Below are 20,353 nucleotides of genomic sequence, written 5' to 3'. Positions count from 1 at the left end.
ATAACAATGAATTCGGCTATTTTAGGGATATTATTAATTAGGAAAATTCATGAAATATAATGTCAGAAATAGCTAAACTTGACAAAACTAAATTATGCATGTTAAAATTTTGGCAAACGTTTGTAGTCATCGTCATCAGTCGATGACTTTTATTATGTAATTGTTGTGTAATTTTGAGAAATGTTTGAAAACTAAAAGTTTGAATTCTACTAAAAATATAGCGTTTTGACCAAAAATATTACAAAAAAATAGAAATAAAATATTACAAAAATATTACACTAAAATAACAACAATTTACCCACAAATGATAGACAATAGAAAAACGCTAAAAATCATATACAAACAGGGTTATCAACGTTATCCACAAAAAATCATGTTAAAAAAGTGGAAAACTTTTGTGGATTTAAAAAAATATTATGTGTAAACTCACAAAAGTTGATAAGTTAGAGCACATTTATTAGTGTTATTCAAAAACTAAAGAAGTCAATCAATTTAGAAAACAGTGCGTAAATTGTGTGAAATTACATTGCAGGAATGAACGAATAGAAATTTTGTTAAGAATATATTTATGAAAAATTAAAAAAATATAATAAAAAATGTGATTTTTAGACAAGTAGCATATTGTATATTATAATAATAGCATATAAATGTGGCTATTTTTAACAAATAATATATTTACGATAAAAAAGAGAAGAGAGAGAGTATGATAAAGAAAGTAGAAATTGCAGGGGTTACGTTAGATAATTATAATGTGCGTGAAATACTTTCTGAAATAGAAAAAGACATGGAATCGCCTGTTCTAAAAACGATAGAAGAGGTTGATATGTCCATGATTTTAAATGCAGAAAAAGACGAACATTATAAGGGAATATTAGAAGGTTTAAAGTTTTCAATTTTGGCTGAAACAGAAATATTAAGTGCTGTTGGAGAAAATTCAACACAAAGATATCATGAAATTGAAAATAATGTTTTTTTTGAAGAGTTTTTTAAACGTGTTGAACGTAACAGAAAAAAAGTTTTCATAATAGGGCAAAGTATAGAAAAAATTGAAAAGTTTAAAAATATTTTGGAAAAGAATTTTCCTGAAATTATAATTGTTAATGTACGAGCTTTAGATGAGTGTATTGGTGCATATGAATCTATAATAAACGATATCAATGCAACAGGAGCAGATGTTGTTTTTTCGGTGATACCAAGTCTGGAGCAAGAGAGTTTTCTCGATGATTATAAAGGGCTTATTAATGCTGGAATTTGGTATGGTGTTGGTGATAATAAAAATATTGCATCAAATCATAGCTTATGGAATAAAATAAAAAAAATTGTACGTTTTAAGCGTTTTCATAAAACATTGATAAGTTTGGAAAACTAAATAATAAACTAGAGAAAAATAACTAGAAAACTAGATAAAAGAGGTTGTTAAAAATGAATTTAAAATACAAGGGCATATTAAAGGACTATTGCATGATTGTTATTGGAACATGTTTTGTGGCGATGGCTTACGGATGGATTTATGATCCAATACATCTTGTAGATGGAGGCTTTACTGGACTTGCAATTGTTATTAAAGATGTAAGTAAAAATATAATAAAGGGTGGTATTCCTTTGTGGATTACCAATATAGGATTAAATGCGCCTGTTTTTATTTTGGCTTACATAATAATGGGAAAAAGATTTATAGGTAGAACGTTTTTTGGAACGCTTATGTTATCCGTTTGGTTAGGAGTATTGCCAGCTATTGACATACCTAAGGGAGATTACGTTATAGCATCTGTTTTTGGTGGATTTTTGGCTGGAGTAGGATTAGGATTAACTTTTAAAAGTAAAGCAACCACAGGTGGAACAGATATGGTTGCGGCTTTAATTCATAAAAAGGTAAAACATTATTCGGTTGCACAGATAATGCAGTTTGTAGATTTTTTGATTATTGCAATTGGATTTATGATTTTTGGTTTAAGATCAACACTTTATGCTGTTATTGCAATAACAATAGCTTCAAGAACATCCGATACAATACTTGAAGGTTTTAAATTTTCAAAGGCAGCATATATTATTACAGATAAATATGATGAAATTGCAGAAACTTTATTAGAGACATTAGATAGAGGCGTTACAGGGCTAGAAGCAAGAGGAATGTACACAGGAGATGATAAGTGTGTTCTTTATTGTGTCGTATCTAAAAAGGAGATTGTCACATTAAAAGAAATTGTTGTTAAGATTGATCCACGTGCGTTTGTTATAGTATCTGATGTAAGAGAAGTTCTAGGAGAGGGGTTCATAGAATATACAAAAGAACATAAAAAAGCATAAAAAATGCATTTTTATTATAGAAAAAAGACATAAATTTATGTATTGAATATGTAATATGGTTAAAAATTAACAAGCGAAATGAAAAAAATAAGAGAAAATGAGTAAAAATTACACATTTACTCTTTATTTTTTCGTTGTTTTGCATTAAAATATAAACAGGATTTTATGCAAATCGTAAATTAATCGGAGAAGGAGTGTGTTATATGATATCCAATCAAATACTTCAAAATACGATAGACGGTCTAAAAGGGATTACCCGCACAGATTTATGTGTAATAGACGTAGAAGGAAAGGTCTTAGCTGCAACATTTTCAGATGCTGAGCAATTTGTTGAGCCTGCACGAGCATTTGTTGGTTCGCCTGCAGACAGTCAAGTCGTTAATGGATGCCAGTTTTTTAAGGTTTTTGACGATCGTCAATTAGAATATATTCTACTTGCGTATGGAGATAATGAAGATGTATATATGATAGGAAAAATTGCTGGATTTCAGATTCAGAATTTATTAATAGCATATAAAGAACGTTTTGATAAAGACAATTTTATTAAAAATTTATTGCTTGACAATTTATTACTAGTTGACATCTACAACAGAGCAAAGAAATTACATATAGAAACAGAAGTTAGACGTGTAGTTTATATTGTAGAAACTAAAAGAGATAAAGATGGTAATGAATTAGAAAAAATTAGAAGTCTTTTTGGTGGGAAAACAAAAGATTTCGTGACAGCAGTTGATGAAAAAAATATTATAATCGTTAAAGAACTCACAGAAAATGAGACATACGAAGATTTAAATAAAACAGCTAATGTTATCATTGGAATATTGAAATCTGATGAAGTAAAAGAAGTTCATATTTCATATGGTACTATCATTAATGAAATAAAAGAAGTTTCTCGTTCATACAAAGAAGCAAGAATGGCTTTAGATGTAGGAAAAATTTTCTTTGAAGAAAAAGACGTAATTGGATTTTCACAGTTAGGAATTGGTAGATTAATTTATCAGCTTCCAATACCTTTATGTAGAATGTTTATAAAAGAAATTTTCGGTGATCGTTCACCAGATGATTTTGATGAAGAAGTTTTAACAACAATTAATAAGTTTTTTGAAAACAGTTTGAATGTGTCTGAAACATCTAGACAGCTATATATTCATAGAAATACACTAGTTTATCGTTTAGATAAATTACAAAAGAGTACAGGGCTAGATTTAAGAGTTTTTGAAGATGCAATCACCTTTAAAATAGCACTTATGGTTGTGAAATATATGAAGTATATGGAAGAACAGGATTATTAAAACTTGATTTTTCTTCCCTTTTGTAATATCCTATGTTAGTGGATGTTTTTTTGTGGTATAAAAAAATATAAGAAAACATCTAGTAGCAATTTAGAAATAGTAATAATAAACAGAGGAGATTGTCATGATTAAGCTGGAAAATGTCAGCAAAGAGTATGTAGCAGGAGTTCCTGCGCTTAGCGATATATCAATAAATATTGACGAAGGAGAATTTGTTTTCGTTGTAGGTGATAGTGGTTCTGGTAAATCAACATTTATCAAATTACTTTTAAAAGAATTAGAGCCAACAACAGGTACAATTTGGATTAACGATAAACCGTTAAACAAAATTAAAAGAAGACAGATTCCAAAGCTTCGCCGTAATATTGGTGTAGTATTTCAAGATTTTAGACTTTTAAAAGACAGAAATGTATACGAGAACGTTGCATTTGCACAAAAAGTTATTGGAGAAAATAATTTACACATTAGAAAGAAAGTATCTAAGATGCTTTCGCTAGTTGGACTTGCAGCTAAATATCGTTCAGTTCCACGTCAGTTATCAGGTGGTGAACAGCAGAGAGTCGCTATTGCTAGAGCTTTAGTAAATGAACCTAAGATTTTATTAGCGGATGAGCCTACAGGTAACCTTGATAATAATAATGCTTGGGAAATTATGAAGTTATTAGAGGAAATCAACAATAGAGGCACAACAGTTGTAGTAGTAACTCATAACATGGAAATTGTTAAGGTTATGAAGAAACGTGTTATAACTATGAAGAAAGGTGTTATTGTTAGCGATAGCAAGCAGGGCGATATCGAAAATGAAAATTAGTTCAACATTATATAGTATTCAACAAGGTATAAAAAATATTTGGCGAAATAAAATGTTTTCACTTGCGTCAATTGCAACAATGTCTGCATGTATTTTCTTATTTGGTTTATTCTATATTATTGTTAATAATTTCAATGGTATGGTTAAGGATGCAGAAGAAAATGTAGCAATCACAGTTTTTTTTGATGATGGATTATCAAAGAAACAGATTGATGAAATTGGCAAGAAAATTAAAAAACGTGGCGAAGTTGCTAAATGTATTTATGTATCAAACAAAAAGGCTGCAAAAGACTTTGGAAATAAAATGCAAGTTAAGACAGATAAAACTGAAAAGAATGATACAAATAAACAGAAGGATGTATCTTTACGCAATACTAAAGATCAAACAAATGTAACAGATAATAAAGGAAAATTGCCATCAAATACAGCAGAAATCCTTAAAGATGCGTTAAAAAATTCAGATCATTATGAAGTATTTTTAAATGATGTTTCAATGCAAAAGAACTTAGTAAATTACGTTAAGGGTATGGATGGTGTTAGAAAAGTTAACCATTCAAAAGAAATTGCAAAAACATTAACAGCATTTAACAAATTGATTGGATATATATCAGCAGGTATTATTATTATATTACTTGGTGTAGCAGTATTTTTGATTAGTAATACAGTAACAGTTGGTATTTCTGTAAGACGTGAAGAGATTGCAATCATGAGATTAATTGGTGCTACCGATTTCTTAATTCGTGCTCCATTTATCGTAGAAGGTATTATCATTGGTTTAGTTGGTGCAATTTTACCATTAATCCTTTTATATACACTTTACGGAAAGATTATTGGTTATATTAAAGATAGATTTAGTGTAATTAACAATATTGTTAGCTTTATCCCAGTTGGACAAATATTTACAACTTTAGTTCCAGTTGCAATACTTTTAGGTGTAGGTATTGGTTTATTTGGTAGTATGATTACAATTAGAAAACATCTTAGAGTATAATAAAGTCTAATAAAAATAAAAAGTTAGATAGTAAAATTTGGCTTCCAATGGAATATTTCGGATGTTCCAATTTGGAAGCCTTCTTGTTTGTAGAGACTTATTTGGGGGTGAATGAATTAATGTTGGAAAATAAAGAAAATGATTCAGTTGATGAGAATCCTAAATCTTTAAAAGAAGAAAAAGATACAAAAGAAATAAACGATTTTGAAGATTTAGAAAATGCTGAAGATTTTTTAGATACACAAGACATAAAAGAAAAGAAAAAAATTTTAAAAATGTTAAAAAACAAGTTCGTAACGGGAGTTATTTCTGGGGTTGCCATAACATTAATTATAACTTTTGGAAGTGCTTATTTGTATAGTTATGCAACAGGTCGTTATTTTGTTTTTAAAGCAAATAATAAGATGCATGTTGGAAACGAGATTCTTGATAAAAAATCGATGGATAAAATCAATGAATTAAGAACTTATATGGATCTTTATTATTACAAGGATTATGATGTAAAAAAAGTTAAAAATAAAATGTATACAGGTATTGTTGAGGGATTAGGTGATAAATATTCAACATATTATACAAAAGAAGAGTATAAGGCATTTAAACAGGAATCTTCAGGTGAATATTGTGGAATAGGAACACATGTCACACAAGATCCAAGCGATAAATCAATCAAAATTCTTAAAGTATATGATGATTCGCCTGCAAGTAAGGGTGGCCTAAAGGAAGGCGATGTTATTGTAAAAGTCAACAATAAAGATGTTGCAAATCAAGAATTAGCTAAAGTTGCACAAAGACTTAGAGGCAAGGCTGATACAAAAGTTAGTATTGAAGTTTTTAGAGCTTCAGAAAATAGAAATATTTCGGTTGAGCTTATCCGTAAAAATTTAGAATTGCCTAGTGTGTCATATCAAGTTTTAAATAACAACATTGGCTATATTTCTATTAGTGAATTTCAAGATAAGACAGATGAACAGTTTAAGGCTGCTATAGAGGCATTAAAAAAGCAAGGCGTACAAGGATTTATTTTTGATGTACGTTCTAATCCAGGAGGAATGTTAACTTCTGTAGTTAATATGCTAAATAATATACTTCCAAAGGGAATTGTAGTATATACAAAAGATAAATATGGTAATAAAGAAGTTGCACGTTCTGATGGAAAAAATAAATTAGAATATCCGATAACGGTTTTAATTAACGGTGATAGTGCAAGTGCTTCAGAAATATTTGCAGGAGCAATTAAAGATTACAAATATGGTACAATAATTGGCGAAAAGAGCTTCGGAAAAGGTATAGTTCAATCCATCTTTAAATTAGAAAATGGTGATGCTATTAAGATTACAACTGCAAGATATTATACGCCTAATGGCCATTATATCCATGGAAAGGGTATTAAGCCTGACGTAGAGGTTAAATTTAATGTACAAAATCAAACTGCTGAGTATGATATAAATAAAGATAATCAAGTACAAAAAGCAATTGAGGTATTAAATGAAAAGATCAACGGAAAATAGGGCTGCAAATTTTTTTGCAGCTTTACTTAGTTTTAGGAATTCTAAAGTGTTCAAAAAATTAAACATCATATTGGTTATAGCATGGTGTATTGTGATTTTTTGTTTTTCAGCACAAACTGGTTCAAAATCTTCATCTTTAAGTAAAAAAATAAGTATTGCGGTTGTTAATACTGTAAATAAAATAAGTAATATAGAATTAGAACAAGATGGAGTTCAACGAACATTAAAAAATATAGAATTTTATGTGAGAAAAACAGCGCATTTTTCAGAATATGCTATTCTAGCAATTTTGATATTTATGTGTTTAAAGGATGTGTCTTTTTTCTCGAATAGATATATAGCAGCAGCATTTTTAGTTGCTTTATATGCGAGTACAGATGAAATTCATCAATTATTTGTGCCGCAAAGAGCAGGACAATTTAGAGATGTTTGTATAGATACTAGTGGTGGAATAACAGCACTTATAATTATTTTTTTGATAAAAAAGATAATTACATACAGAAAGAGGAAGGAAAATGATAGAATTAGATAATTTTAAATTTACGTTAAGTCAATATGAAGATTCATTAGAAGAATTAAAAGTAGCACTTGACCTAGATAATAAGAAAGAGAAAATTCAAGAATTAGAAAGAGAAATGGAAGCACCTAATTTTTGGGATGATCCAGAGAAATCTCAAAATAAGATGAAAAAGTTAAAAAGTATGAAAGATGACGTTGAAACTTTTAAGAATCTATATAATCTTTATAATGACATTTTTGATATGATTGATATTGGAAATGAAGAAAATGACATGGAAATAGTTGTAGAGGTCGAAGAAATGTTAAATGATTTCATTCATACGTATGACGAAATTCATTTGAAAACATTTTTATCAGGTCCTCATGATAGTAACGATGCTATTTTATCATTGCATGCAGGAGCAGGCGGAACAGAGTCTTGCGATTGGGCAGCAATGCTATTTAGAATGTATTCAAGATGGTGCGATAAAAAAGGTTTTTCGCTAGAAGTATTAGATTCATTAGATGGAGATGAAGCTGGTATTAAATCAATCACATTTCAGGTAAGTGGAGAAAATGCATACGGTTATTTGAAATCTGAAAAGGGTGTTCATAGATTAGTAAGAATTTCTCCTTTTAACGCAGCTGGAAAGAGACAAACATCTTTTGTATCTTGTGATGTTATGCCAAATATTGACGAAGATATCGATATTGAAATCAAAGATGAAGATATAAGAATTGATACATATCGCTCAAGTGGAGCAGGCGGACAGCATATCAATAAAACATCATCTGCAATTAGAATTACTCATTTTCCAACAGGAATTGTAGTTCAATGTCAAAATGAACGTTCTCAGCATATGAATAAAGATAAAGCAATGCAGATGTTAAAAGCTAAATTGTTAATTTTAAAAGAAGAAGAAAATGCACAAAGAGATGCACAAATACGTGGTGAAGTTAAAGAAATTGGTTGGGGCAACCAAATTAGATCATATGTAATGCAGCCATATACAATGGTTAAGGATCATAGAGATAATGTTGAAACAGGTAATGTTGATGCAGTATTAGATGGTGACCTAGATCAATTTATAATGGGATATTTACAGTGGATTTCTTTAGAAAAAAAATAATAATTCATAGTCTTTATTACTTTAATTAAAAAAAGTGGTAAAAAGGGGTTGCAAAACATAATGATTTTGTGATAGTATCTTTCGTATAAAGACAAGTGTCGGTGTGGTAGATACAAATAAAGGCCGATACAGTGATAAAGACTTTTGGTTATGTAATGTTTTTATAAGATTAAAATTATATACAAGTTACGAATATCGGCTAATAGTAACTTCGTGGGAGGAATTACATGGCAACAAAGGCAACATATTATGTATTGCGAGAAAGAGCAGTACCAGACGTTTTGTTAAAAGTTGTAGAAGCTAAAAGGCTTATTGAATCTGGAAAAGTATCATCCGTACAAGATGCAACTGAAATGGTTGGAATAAGTAGAAGTTCTTTTTATAAGTATAAGGACGATATATTTTTATATCATGAGAATAAGAGAGGAAGAACAGTCAATGTCGTTATCCAATTAGATGATGAACCAGGATTATTATCATTAGTACTTAAAGCAATTGCTGATTTCCGTGCTAATGTCCTTACAATTCATCAAAGTGTACCTGTTAATGGAATTGCAACATTAACAGTCAGTATTGATTTTTTCAAAGATGCACAGGATATGGATTTACTTGTTGATGAAATTGAAACCATTTCGGGTATTCATTATGCAAAAATTTTATCTAGGGAGTGAGAAAAATGAAAATAGCAGTTATGGGATATGGAACAATTGGTTCCGGTGTTGTTGAAGTAATTAGAAGGAATAGTTTGAAATTAGAAAAAAAAGCTGGAGAAGAAATTGAAGTTAAATATGTATTAGATTTAAGGGAATTTCCAGGCGATCCTATGGAAGAGTGCGTTGTGCATGATTATAAAACGATTGTAAATGATGATGAAGTAAAAGTTGTTGTAGAGACAATGGGTGGAGTTGAGCCTGCTTATACATTTGTAAAAGCAATGTTAGAAGCAAAAAAACATGTTACAACATCTAATAAAGCATTAGTTGCCGCAAAAGGTGCACATTTACTTGAAATTGCAAAGGAAAATGGTGTCAATTTTCAATTCGAAGCATCAGTAGGTGGTGGAATTCCTATTATTAGAAATATAAATTCTTGTTTGACAGCTGATATTTTAGAAGAAATAACAGGTATCTTAAATGGTACAACTAATTATATGCTTACAAAAATGGCAGAAGAAGGGGCAGATTTTGATGAAGTTTTAAAAGATGCTCAAGAAAAAGGATACGCAGAAAAGGATCCAACAGCAGACATTGAAGGTTATGATCCATGTAGAAAAATTGCTATTTTGACATCAATTGTAAGTGGTAAAACGGTTAATTTTGAAGATATTCATTGTGAAGGAATAACTAAAATAACAGCAGATGATTTTAAATATGCAAAAAAATTAAATAGATCAATTAAACTTCTTGCATCAAGTCGTCAGATAGGCTCAAATTATGTCGCAATGGTAGCACCTTATATGTTAGATAGTAGTCATCCATTATATAGCGTAAATGACGTGTTTAACGCGGTATTTGTACGTGGTAATGTATTAGGTGATGCAATGTTTTACGGAAGTGGTGCCGGAAGTCTTCCAACTGCAAGCGCTGTTGTAGCCGATGTAGTAGAGATGACGAAGAATAAGGATAAACATTTAGAAATTGAATGGTCAGAAGAAAAATTAAATTTATTAGATTACAAAGATACGGAAAGCAGATTCTTTGTAAGAACAGATAAATCTTTAGATGAAGTTAGAAAAGTATTCGGTAATGTTGAAATTGTTGATGGTGTAATTCCAAATGAAGTTGGATTTATAACCTCACATACAAAAGAAAAAGATTTTGAAGAAAAAGCCGAAAAGCTCGGAATTATCAGTAGAATTCGTATTAATTAATAACATTATAAAATCGCTGAAACCAAATGGAATCAGCGATTTTTTTGTTTTTACAGATAATTTTAAAATTTTTCTCTATAATGTCCATTCGACTAAAAATAGTGTTATTATGCTAACAAAGCTTTATCGGATGTAAATTCAACACCACTTACTTCTTCAAATTTCGCAAGTAAGTCTTCAACCGTTAATTTTTCTTTTTCCTTTCCAGAAATATCAAGTACAATTTGGCCTTTGTCCATCATAATTAGACGATTTCCATGAGCTATGGCATCTTTCATATTGTGAGTAACCATAAGAGCTGTAAGGTGATGTTCTTTAATTATTTTGTCAGTAAGAGCAAGAACCTTAGCAGCAGTTTTAGGATCTAAAGCAGCAGTATGCTCATCAAGTAAGAGTAATTTTGGACGTTGTAGTGAAGCCATAAGTAAAGTTAAAGCTTGTCTTTGACCACCCGATAATAAACCGACTTTAGAAGTCATTCTATTTTCTAATCCTAAATCTAATTCGCATAACATTTTTTTGTATTCTTTTTTCTCTTTTGAAGTTATGCCCCAACGAAGAGTTCTTCTTTTGCCTCTGCGCGCAGCTAAGGCTAAATTTTCATCAATTTGCATTGTAGCAGCAGTTCCAGACATAGGATCTTGAAAAACACGACCAATAAATTTAGCTCTTTTATAAACTGGGATACCAGTTACATCGATATCATCTATTAAAATTGAACCATCATCAATAGGCCAAGAACCAGCAATGGCATTTAATAGAGTTGATTTTCCTGCACCGTTACCACCAATCACTGTAACAAAATCTCCATCATTTAATGTTAAATTAATTCCGTTTAAAGCACGTTTTTCATTGATAGTGCCAGGATTAAAAGTTTTTTTGATATTTATGAGTTTAAGCATTTTTTTGTCCTCCGTGAATTAATTTACTTTTCTTACCAGCGGCTTTAAAGGAAGAAGTTTTATTTCCTTTAATATATGGAACGGCAAGGAAGATTGCTACAGTTATAGCTGTAAAAAGTTTTAAACTGTCAGCGGGCATTTTAAGCCATAAAACTATGCAAATTACTGTGTAATAAATAATTGCGCCAAGAACTATAAAAAATAGTCTTGCAATAAAATTCATTTTTTTACCGAGGATTGCGTTGCCAATTACTTCTCCAATTATAACAGCAGCTAAACCGATAACAATGGCACCCTGTCCCATATTGATGGCAACATATCCTTGATATTGTGCAATAAGACCACCTGCTAGTGCAACTAGTGCGTTAGAAATACATAAAGCAATTATTTTCATTAAATTGATGTTAATGCTTGAGGCACTACTCATTGTTGGATTAGAGCCAGTTGCTCTTATGGCCGAACCTTGTTCTGTTCCAAAGTACCAATAAAGAATAGAAATAATAACAGTACAAAAAATTAATCCGATTATAATAGCAGAATTAATATTTCGTGCACTGATTATTAGAGAGTAATTATCTACACTAAGCGCAACGTTTGCACTTCCCATAATCATTAGATTTATAGACCATAAAGCAATTTGAGTTAAAATACCGGAAAGAATTGCAGGTATTCCAAATTTTGTATGGAGAATACCTGTTATTAAACCAGCAATAATACCAAAAATTGCAGCAATTACAAGTGCAATTGGAACAGGAACATCATTAAGTATTGCTATAACTGTTACGGCAGCACCTGTTGTAAACGAACCGTCAACTGTCATATCAGGAAAATCAAGTAAGCGAAATGTAATAAATACACCAAGTGCTAAAAGTCCCCAAATTAGTCCTTGAGCGATATTTCCTGGCAATGCATTAAAAAGTTGATTTATATTTGGAATACTAGAACCTAAACTAATAAATGTACACATAGAGAAAACTCCTTTTTATTTTTTTATCTTTTTGTAATCTTTAGGAATTTTGATACCTAATTTTTTACAATTTTCTTCATTGTATTCTTTTGTGAGTTTTGTTGCATATTCGATTTTTAATGTTTTAGGATTTTTCTTTTCTTTTAATACTTTGTAAGCCAATTTACCAGTTTGTACACCTAAATCATAATAATCGATTGAAAGAGTTGCAACTCCACAGCCTTTACAGATACCTTCTTCACCACAGAAAATAGGTGTTTTTGCAGGTAGTGCGACATTGTTAATTGCTTCTGCGCAAGATGCAGCAGTGTTGTCAGTTGGAATATAAAGTATATCAGAGTTATCACAAGCTGTTTTAGCAACGGAAGCAACATCATTAGAATCATTAAATAAATAATCTTTTGTTACATAACCATATTTTTCAATATATTTTTTGAATTCTTTGGCTTGGTATGCTGAATTGGCTTCAGATGAACAATATAAAATTCCAACTGTTTTTGCTTTTGGAAATAGTTCTTTAACACAATCAGCCTGATCACTAAGTGGTGCAAGGTCTGATGTTCCGGAAATATTTTTTCCTGTATTACCAGACCATTTAGAAGAATCGATTCCTAAAGCAGTTGCATAATCAGTTACTGAAGTTCCAAGGATCGGAATCTTGTTAGTTGAAGCTGAAGCTGCTTGTAAAGCTGGGGTAGCATTAGCTAAAATTAAATCATATTTGTTTGAAGTAAATGTTGTAGTAATCGAAGTACATACTGCAGCATCCCCTTGAGCGTTTTGCTCGTCGAAAGTAACATCATCCCCTAATTTTTTTGTAAGATAATCTTTAAACCCTTTTGTTGCACGATCAAGTGCAGGATGCTTCACAAATTGACAAATTCCTACTTTGTATTTGGCGTCATTATTGAAAGATTGCTTTTGAGATGAACCATTTTTAAGGCTACAGCCGCCAAATAAAGAACAGCTGATTGATAAAATAGAAACAAGTGCAATTGATCTTGATAATTTTTTTAATTTCATAGTCTCCTCCTTTTTCACTTAAAAGTGTTACACATCAACGCTTTAAAGTGTTGATTTTTATTATATTATATGAAAAATAGTTATAAAAGTCAATGTGTATTGTAAAATAAAAATATTTATGGTAAAATTTCGTACTATGAGAGAAGTAAATAATATGAAAAAAGAAACTATTATAAATGAAATTAAAGAATCGATTTTAGATATAGTTTATCCATTAAGATGTCCAATCTGTGACGAAATATTAGTTCAAAAAAGTTTTCTGCCGGGTGCTCCCCGAATTAAAATCCATGAAAAATGTATGAAAAAAATTACAACAATAAACGAACCAATGTGTATAAAATGCGGTCATCAATTATTAGATGAAGGATTAGAATATTGTTCAGATTGTAAGAAAATATCACATATTTTTAATCAAGGAAAATCACTTTTCGTTTATAAAAATGAAATGGTAAAAAGTATGTATTCTTTTAAATATTCAAACAAAAGAGAATATGCTAAATTTTATGCGGAATATACTTATAAAAAATATAATCAATGGTTACAAAGAATACAGCCAGATGTTATTATACCTGTTCCTATGCATCCTAAAAAAATAAAAAAGAGAGGTTATAATCAAAGTGAGATTTATGCTAGAGAATTGTCACGTTTAACAGGTATTCCGGTTGATAATAAGAGTTTAAAAAGGGTAGTAAATACCAAGCCTCTTAAAGAATTAACGACACAGCAAAGAAAAAATATGCTAAAAAAAAGCTTTTATTCAGAAAATTTATTCAACAAATATAAAAAAATACTTTTAGTTGACGATATATATACCACAGGAAGCACAATGGATGCTATTTCTGAGGAACTAAAAATAAAAGGTATAGAAAGAGTATATTGTTTATCAATCTGTACTGGAAAAGGATACTAGGTGAGCATATGGAAATTATAAACTGTAAAGAATGTGGAAGATTATTTAATTATTTATCGGGACCAAGGATTTGTGAGGATTGTAAGAGAAAAATTGAACAAAAATTTCAGGATGTAAAACAGTATTTGGAAAAAAACCCTAATGCGTCCCTTGATCAAATCGCAAAAGATAACGATGTTACTGTCAAGCAGATTAAGTTATGGATTAGAGAGGAGAGACTAATTTTGTCTTCACCTAGTCCAGATGGTATTTTGTGTGAAAAATGCGGTAAACCGATTTGTACTGGTAAGTTGTGTGAAGAATGTAAGAAAGAAGTCGCAAGTGGTTTGCAAGAAGCATTTAAGAAACCAGATGCACCTGTTGAACCAAAGAAGAAAAAAGATAACAAAAATAGGATGCGTTTTCTTGATTCTAAATAGCAGAAAATGGCCCTTGATTAGTTAAAAATGCTCAAATTCGATTTGTTAGGTTTTTGTGTATGATAAATCGGAATTGCACATTACGGAACTAGTTAGGGGTCTTTTTTTGCTCTAAATTTTCACATTAAAATTTAATGAAAGTTTTGTGAACGAACGCTGTTTGTGTTTTAAATTTTTTGCTACTGTGTTATAATAATTTGAAGTGTGAAATAATTTAATTATTATATTTAAATAGGAAAAGTAACATTTAAAAATAAATTTATTTGGGATAAAAAGCTTATAATTTCAAAATATAACTTGAATTTATAGGAAGGTGGAACTATGATTAACGAAGAAAGAGTTAGAGAATTATATCATATTGCAAAATATGATATGACTCAAGGAACTAAAAATAGCCAAATGGGTCATTTCTATAGAAGCGATTATATATGGAAAGAACTAATAAAAAGTTTTTTTACAGGAACAATTTCGTTTGCAATTATAGTCATTCTAATAGGAATATATTATGCAAAATCAATAATTAAAGCATTTAGTTCTTTTGACCTTGAACATATAAGTATAATTATGGTTATAATGTATGTTATTTTTATGATTGTTTATTTTTTAATTACTTATGTTGTGTATTATCATCGATATACAATAGGAAGACGTAATTTAAAAGAATTATATGAACACGTAAAAAGAGCAAATAAATTATATGAAGACGAAGAAATAAACAACTAGGAGGCTTTATGAAATTACTAGAAATAAGAAATGGTATAATTCGCCTATGTGAAAAACATGATTTTTTTCTTAGAATGCTTGTTAAGTTTGTAATAGCATTTGTAGTGTTTTTTACCATTAATAATTATATAGGATACTATGATAAGATAAGCAATTTGCCAGCAGCAATTATTTTGGCATGTATTTGTAGCTTATTGCCACGAGATGCAATAATGTGGTGTGCCATGGTAGTAGTATTGATAAATATGTATGAATTATCACTAGAAGTTATGATAGTAACATTATTATTATTTACACTGTTTATAATGTTATATTATAGATTTGCGCCACAAGATGGTATTTTAGTGGTTATTTCATCTATTATGCTTAAATATAAAATGGGATATTTAGTTCCTATGGGTACTGGATTATTAAGAAATATTTTTTCGGTTATAGCAGTTTCTATTGGAACTTTGATTTTTTACTTTTTAGAGGGCGTTAGAAATAATGCGGCTGATTTAAAGAATGTAATGGTAGCTAATTCTGAAGAAAGTTCAACTAAAATTACAGTTGCACTTGATCAGATTTTTGGAAATAGAGAACTTGCCGTAGTTATGATAGTTATGGTTGTTGCAACAATTGTTGTATATGTCATTAGAAGTCGTTCGATTGATAATGCATGGGAAATTGCAATTGTGGCAGGTGCAATCACACAGATTATAGGCTATATAATAGGTTATATGATTATAGGCATGTTAGATAAGTCTGTGGAAGTTGTAATTGGATGTATAGTTGCGACAATCTTAGGATTCGTTTTGAAATTTTTCTTTATGAATTTAGATTATTCACGTACAGAAAATGTACAATTTGAAGATGATAGTTATTATTACTATGTAAAAGCGGTACCTAAGAAGACTATTCAGCAACAAGAAAAAACAGTTAAACATTTTGGAAATACTACAAACATTGGGAAGGAATTATCGGAATATAATAAGAAAGACAATCAATAATTAGGAGGAAAGGTGAAAGTATATGCAAGATTTTTTGGCAAGCATGGAAGTATTTAAAGAACGTATATCTTTGTACTTGAATTTGCCGAGTTTTCAAGTGACTTTGGTTGATTTGATTGAAATTTTAATAATTTCAGTTTTAATTTATCATGTCCTTATTTGGATAAAAAACACTAGAGCTTGGAATTTATTTAAGGGTATAATCATAATTTTAGTGTTTGTGGCTGTTGCTGCAGTATTTCAAATGAATACAATATTATGGATTGCTGAAAATACATTTAATGTAGGTGTTGTTGCGCTTGTAATTATTTTTCAGCCAGAACTTAGAAAAGCATTAGAAAATTTAGGCCAAAAAAATATATTTGCTCCTTTCTTTATAGCTAATAAAGATGTGTCTGAAAAATTTTCCGATCGAACTATAGAAGAGTTGATTAAGGCCTGTTACGCTATGGGAAAAGTAAAAACAGGTGCGTTAATCGTTATAGAAGATGAAATAGAATTAGAAGATTATGTTCGAACAGGAATTAACGTAGATGGTATTGTCTCTAGACAGTTACTTATTAACATCTTTGAAAAAAATACACCTTTACATGACGGTGCGATAATCATAAGAGGTGATAGAATTGTTTCTGCAACATGTTATTTGCCTTTGTCAGATAGTTTAGCTTTAAGTAAAGAACTTGGAACAAGGCATCGTGCAGCAGTTGGAATAAGTGAAGTAAGTGATTCTATGACTCTAATTGTTTCAGAAGAGACAGGAAAGGTCTCATTTGCTTTAAGAGGACAGATTTATAGAGATGTTGATGAAGACTATCTTCGCAAGAAACTTAAATATGTACAAAATAGAACACATGAGGCAACTAAATTTGAGATATTGAAGAGGAGGTTAATAGATGTTAGAAAAAATTCTAAGAAAAATAACTAATAACCTCGGATTTAAAATATTAGCTATTTTATTTTCATTTGCATTGTGGCTGATGGTTTATAATATAAATGACCCAGTTAAGATTAGAACTTATACAGTTAATGTTGAAATGAAGAATACAGAGTTTATAACGAATATGGGAAAATGGGCAGATATAAAAGATGGGGCTAATACAGTTACCTTTTCTGTTACAGCTAAGAAGACAGTTATAGACAAAATGAGAGATGACGATTTTGTTGCTACAGCTGATTTCTCAGAAGCAATGATATCTGAGGATGAGAAAACAGCTGCAGTTCCAATTAAAATTGAAAGTAAAAGATATAATAATCAACTTAAATATAGTTCACAGGTTAAGTATGTTGATTTGGCATTAGAAAAATTAAAGACAAAACAATTTGTGATTTCAGCAAATACGACTGGAACAGTAGCACAAGGATATGCACTTGGTAATGTTAAGGTCGAGACACCAACAGTGCTAAAGGTTTCAGGACCATATTCAGAAGTGAAAAAAGTTCATTCAGTTGTTGCAACCATTGATGTTGGAAATATGAAAATTGATATTTCTGATAGCGTCAAACCAAAACTTTATGATTCTGCGGGAAAAGAAATAAAAACAGATAAATTAAGTTTAAGTAATAATCAGGTTGTAATTAGAGCGGAAATTTTAAAAACAAAGCAACTAAACGTTCAAATGTCTAATCCTAAGGTGACGAATGGACAGGGAGCAGAAGTGAGTCTGGTTCCAGAACCTAAAACCATCGTTGTAAAGGGAAGAGAAGAAAAACTTAAGGAAATTGAAAAAATAGTTATTCCATCAAATGCATTAGATGCTTCGAATGTAACAACAAGAACTGATACATACTATGACATTAAAGGTTTATTGCCTGAAGGAATAGCTTTAGTTAACGCAAAAGAAAGCAAGATTGCAGTTCACATGTATATGAATGGACAAGAAGAACAGTCAGTTACCTTGACAGTTCCAACAAGTAATATTAAAATAAGCGGGTTAGATACTAGTAAGTATCAAGCTAGCTTTGCAAATTCAAATGTTGTTACGAAAGTAACAGCTAGTCCTGAATTGATTTCGCAATTGAATGCAGATGCGATAACAGCATCTGCTGATTTGTCAGGCATGGGAGTAGGATCGCATAATGTTAAAATAAAATTTAATTTAGATTCTTCCCAGTATGAATATTCTGATGTTACTTTACAGGTTGTTATTAAGACCATTAGCCAAAGTCAATCAAATAACAATTCATCGGCAGGTACTACAGATTCAGGTAATGATGGAAATTCAAACAATACAAATTAAAAATGTTATACAAAAGTTTAAAAAATGAACAAAATAGTGTATAATGTTTTAGTAAAAATAATACTGACAGCAGGGTTGCTTGTTTAAAGAGACAAGACAAGGGGGTTATTATGGTTTCACAAGAAGTACTAATTAAAAATCCTACTGGTTTGCATTTAAGACCAGCAGGTGAGCTTTGTAAGGAAGCGATGTTATTTAAAAGTAAAATTACATTTGAACACAATAATTCTATTTCTAATGCAAAGAGTGTTTTAAGTGTATTAGGAGCATGTATCAAATGCGGCGATGTTATTACTTTTAAATGTGAAGGAGAAGATGAAATAGAGGCATTAGAGGCAATGATTAAACTTGTTGAAAATGGCTTTGGGGAATAAGAAACATTAATTGGAGTAAGATGAAAAAATGAAAAGACAACGTTACAAACATTTGTTAAATTTTGCTGCAAACGTAGTTTCACTTATTGTTTACGGCATTTTGTTTGCAATATTATGGTATAAGTATTACGCTAATTGGAACATTGGCGTGTCAGGTATTACACCATATTTTAGACGAGGAAACTGGGCAGTTATTGGTATGTATTTATTGTTCATTTTCTTTTTTACAAAAGTATTTGGCGGTTATAGAATAGGCTATTTAAGATTGACAGATATTATTTTATCAAACGTATTAGCCTTATTACTTGGAAATATTGTAGCATTTTTTGAATTATGTTTGATTTGCAGGGATTATGTAAATCCAATGCCACTTATAGATGTTATGATGATAGAGGTTGGTTTTATTGTTTTATGGAGTATTCTTATTAGAGAAGGTTATAAAGCATTGTATCCACCACGTCAGATGATAGTGGTATATGGTATGTATCCACCAGATGAATTGATTGATAAAATTAATACACGAAGAGATAAATATGATATTTGTGCGACAATAAGTTGTACAGTAGGTAAGGAAAAATTATTTGAGACAATCAGTGAGTATCAGGGCGTGGTATTATGTGATTTGCCAGCTGAAACAAGAAACGATGTTATGAAATATTGTTATCAAAACAGTATCAGAGTTTATTGTACGCCAAAGATTTCGGATATTTTATTTAGAGCTTCAGATAATATTCATTTATTTGATACGCCATTATATTTATTACGAAATCAAGGATTGTCAATTACACAGAGATTTTTCAAAAGATTTTTTGATATAATTCTATCTTTAATAGGTATTTTGTTGGCATCACCATTTATGTTAGTGATTGCAATATGTATCAAATTGTATGATTGGGGTCCAATTTTATATACCCAAGAGCGTTTGACGAGAGATCATACACCATTTAAAATTTATAAATTTAGAAGTATGACAACTGATTCAGAGAAAAAAGGAGCAAGACTTGCAGCTAAAGGTGATTCAAGGGTTACTCCAGTAGGTAATATTATACGTAATATACATTTTGATGAGTTGCCACAGTTGTTTAATATTTTAAAAGGTGATATGTCATTGGTTGGACCAAGACCAGAGAGACAAATTATTGCAGAACAGTACATGGAAGAGATTCCAGAATTTGCTTTTAGAACTAAAGTTAAAGCAGGTTTAACAGGTTATGCTCAAGTGTGGGGAAAATATAACACAACTCCATACGATAAACTAAAGATGGATATTACATACATTGAAAATTATTCACTATGGCTAGATATAAAGATTTTATTACTTACATTCAAGATTCTTTTTGTAAAAGAAAATACAGAAGGTGTAGAGCAAAGTCAGACAACAGCCATGAAAAAGCATTAATAA

The 20,353-nt window shown here is 30.3% G+C and carries 21 protein-coding genes; 18 read left to right on the top strand and 3 right to left on the bottom strand.

What is annotated here, in order from left to right:
- Positions 1-703 precede the first annotated feature (703 nt).
- The 10 genes from BMY79_RS00255 (at position 704) to BMY79_RS00210 (ending at position 10,407) form a co-directional block, all read left to right on the top strand.
- Positions 704-1,369 carry a WecB/TagA/CpsF family glycosyltransferase gene (locus BMY79_RS00255; RefSeq protein ID WP_074730272.1) on the top strand — a complete coding sequence of 222 codons (666 nt, stop codon included), beginning with the start codon at positions 704-706 and terminating at the stop codon, positions 1,367-1,369.
- Between the two features lie 53 nt (positions 1,370-1,422).
- Positions 1,423-2,307: a YitT family protein gene (locus BMY79_RS00250; protein ID WP_074730271.1), complete on the top strand. Its 885-nt coding sequence runs from the start codon at positions 1,423-1,425 to the stop codon at positions 2,305-2,307.
- Between the two features lie 203 nt (positions 2,308-2,510).
- Positions 2,511-3,599 (top strand): PucR family transcriptional regulator, encoded by a 1,089-nt coding sequence (locus tag BMY79_RS00245; RefSeq protein WP_022748603.1) that lies wholly within the window; start codon positions 2,511-2,513, stop codon positions 3,597-3,599.
- Between the two features lie 124 nt (positions 3,600-3,723).
- Positions 3,724-4,410 carry a cell division ATP-binding protein FtsE gene (gene ftsE, locus BMY79_RS00240; RefSeq protein ID WP_022748605.1) on the top strand — a complete coding sequence of 229 codons (687 nt, stop codon included), beginning with the start codon at positions 3,724-3,726 and terminating at the stop codon, positions 4,408-4,410.
- Complete coding sequence (locus BMY79_RS00235) at positions 4,400-5,401, top strand: cell division protein FtsX (protein ID WP_022748606.1); 1,002 nt, start codon at positions 4,400-4,402, stop codon at positions 5,399-5,401. The genes ftsE and BMY79_RS00235 overlap by 11 nt, the downstream gene beginning before the upstream one ends.
- 119 nt (positions 5,402-5,520) lie before the next feature.
- Positions 5,521-6,909 (top strand): S41 family peptidase, encoded by a 1,389-nt coding sequence (locus BMY79_RS00230; RefSeq protein WP_051604839.1) that lies wholly within the window; start codon positions 5,521-5,523, stop codon positions 6,907-6,909.
- A complete protein-coding gene (locus tag BMY79_RS00225) occupies positions 6,887-7,441 on the top strand; it encodes a VanZ family protein (RefSeq protein ID WP_022748609.1) in 555 nt (184 codons plus the stop codon). Before BMY79_RS00230 ends, BMY79_RS00225 begins: the two co-directional genes overlap by 23 nt.
- Positions 7,425-8,537 carry a peptide chain release factor 2 gene (gene prfB, locus BMY79_RS00220; RefSeq protein ID WP_022748610.1) on the top strand — a complete coding sequence of 371 codons (1,113 nt, stop codon included), beginning with the start codon at positions 7,425-7,427 and terminating at the stop codon, positions 8,535-8,537. The genes BMY79_RS00225 and prfB overlap by 17 nt, the downstream gene beginning before the upstream one ends.
- A gap of 227 nt (positions 8,538-8,764) precedes the next feature.
- A complete protein-coding gene (locus BMY79_RS00215) occupies positions 8,765-9,208 on the top strand; it encodes an ACT domain-containing protein (protein WP_022748612.1) in 444 nt (147 codons plus the stop codon).
- Positions 9,209-9,213: 5 nt separating this feature from the next.
- Positions 9,214-10,407, top strand: a complete 1,194-nt coding sequence (locus BMY79_RS00210; protein WP_027421899.1) for a homoserine dehydrogenase — start codon at positions 9,214-9,216, stop codon at positions 10,405-10,407.
- Between the two features lie 107 nt (positions 10,408-10,514).
- Here the strand turns inward: BMY79_RS00210 and BMY79_RS00205 are convergent, their stop codons facing one another.
- The 3 genes from BMY79_RS00205 to BMY79_RS00195 are packed head-to-tail and all read right to left on the bottom strand — an operon-like array spanning position 10,515 to position 13,299.
- Positions 10,515-11,309: an ABC transporter ATP-binding protein gene (locus tag BMY79_RS00205; RefSeq protein WP_022748614.1), complete on the bottom strand. Its 795-nt coding sequence runs from the start codon at positions 11,307-11,309 to the stop codon at positions 10,515-10,517.
- Positions 11,302-12,276: an ABC transporter permease gene (locus tag BMY79_RS00200; RefSeq protein ID WP_022748615.1), complete on the bottom strand. Its 975-nt coding sequence runs from the start codon at positions 12,274-12,276 to the stop codon at positions 11,302-11,304. The genes BMY79_RS00205 and BMY79_RS00200 overlap by 8 nt, the downstream gene beginning before the upstream one ends.
- 15 nt (positions 12,277-12,291) lie before the next feature.
- Positions 12,292-13,299: an ABC transporter substrate-binding protein gene (locus tag BMY79_RS00195; protein WP_074730270.1), complete on the bottom strand. Its 1,008-nt coding sequence runs from the start codon at positions 13,297-13,299 to the stop codon at positions 12,292-12,294.
- Positions 13,300-13,453: 154 nt separating this feature from the next.
- Here BMY79_RS00195 and BMY79_RS00190 point away from each other — a divergent pair, with 154 nt between their 5' ends.
- From BMY79_RS00190 to BMY79_RS00155, 8 genes are all read left to right on the top strand, one after another.
- Complete coding sequence (locus tag BMY79_RS00190; protein WP_074730269.1) at positions 13,454-14,209, top strand: ComF family protein; 756 nt, start codon at positions 13,454-13,456, stop codon at positions 14,207-14,209.
- 8 nt (positions 14,210-14,217) lie between these two features.
- Positions 14,218-14,628: a flagellar protein gene (locus BMY79_RS00185; RefSeq protein ID WP_022748619.1), complete on the top strand. Its 411-nt coding sequence runs from the start codon at positions 14,218-14,220 to the stop codon at positions 14,626-14,628.
- A 321-nt stretch (positions 14,629-14,949) separates the two neighbouring features.
- Positions 14,950-15,351, top strand: a complete 402-nt coding sequence (locus tag BMY79_RS00180; RefSeq protein ID WP_027421904.1) for a hypothetical protein — start codon at positions 14,950-14,952, stop codon at positions 15,349-15,351.
- Between the two features lie 8 nt (positions 15,352-15,359).
- Positions 15,360-16,340 carry a hypothetical protein gene (locus tag BMY79_RS00175; protein WP_074730268.1) on the top strand — a complete coding sequence of 327 codons (981 nt, stop codon included), beginning with the start codon at positions 15,360-15,362 and terminating at the stop codon, positions 16,338-16,340.
- A 22-nt stretch (positions 16,341-16,362) separates the two neighbouring features.
- Positions 16,363-17,265: a diadenylate cyclase CdaA gene (gene cdaA, locus BMY79_RS00170; protein ID WP_022748623.1), complete on the top strand. Its 903-nt coding sequence runs from the start codon at positions 16,363-16,365 to the stop codon at positions 17,263-17,265.
- Positions 17,234-18,577 (top strand): CdaR family protein, encoded by a 1,344-nt coding sequence (locus BMY79_RS00165; protein ID WP_074730267.1) that lies wholly within the window; start codon positions 17,234-17,236, stop codon positions 18,575-18,577. The genes cdaA and BMY79_RS00165 overlap by 32 nt, the downstream gene beginning before the upstream one ends.
- A 110-nt stretch (positions 18,578-18,687) precedes the next feature.
- Entirely contained in the window at positions 18,688-18,951 is a 264-nt protein-coding gene (locus tag BMY79_RS00160) for an HPr family phosphocarrier protein (RefSeq protein WP_022748625.1), read from the top strand.
- A gap of 28 nt (positions 18,952-18,979) precedes the next feature.
- Complete coding sequence (locus tag BMY79_RS00155; protein ID WP_022748627.1) at positions 18,980-20,350, top strand: exopolysaccharide biosynthesis polyprenyl glycosylphosphotransferase; 1,371 nt, start codon at positions 18,980-18,982, stop codon at positions 20,348-20,350.
- Positions 20,351-20,353: the final 3 nt, after the last annotated feature.

This window comes from Lachnobacterium bovis, from assembly GCF_900111325.1.
Taxonomy (GTDB): domain Bacteria; phylum Bacillota; class Clostridia; order Lachnospirales; family Lachnospiraceae; genus Roseburia; species Roseburia bovis_A.
The sequence above is the reverse complement of the archived record's forward strand: the minus strand, read 5'-3'. Positions and strand labels throughout refer to the sequence as shown.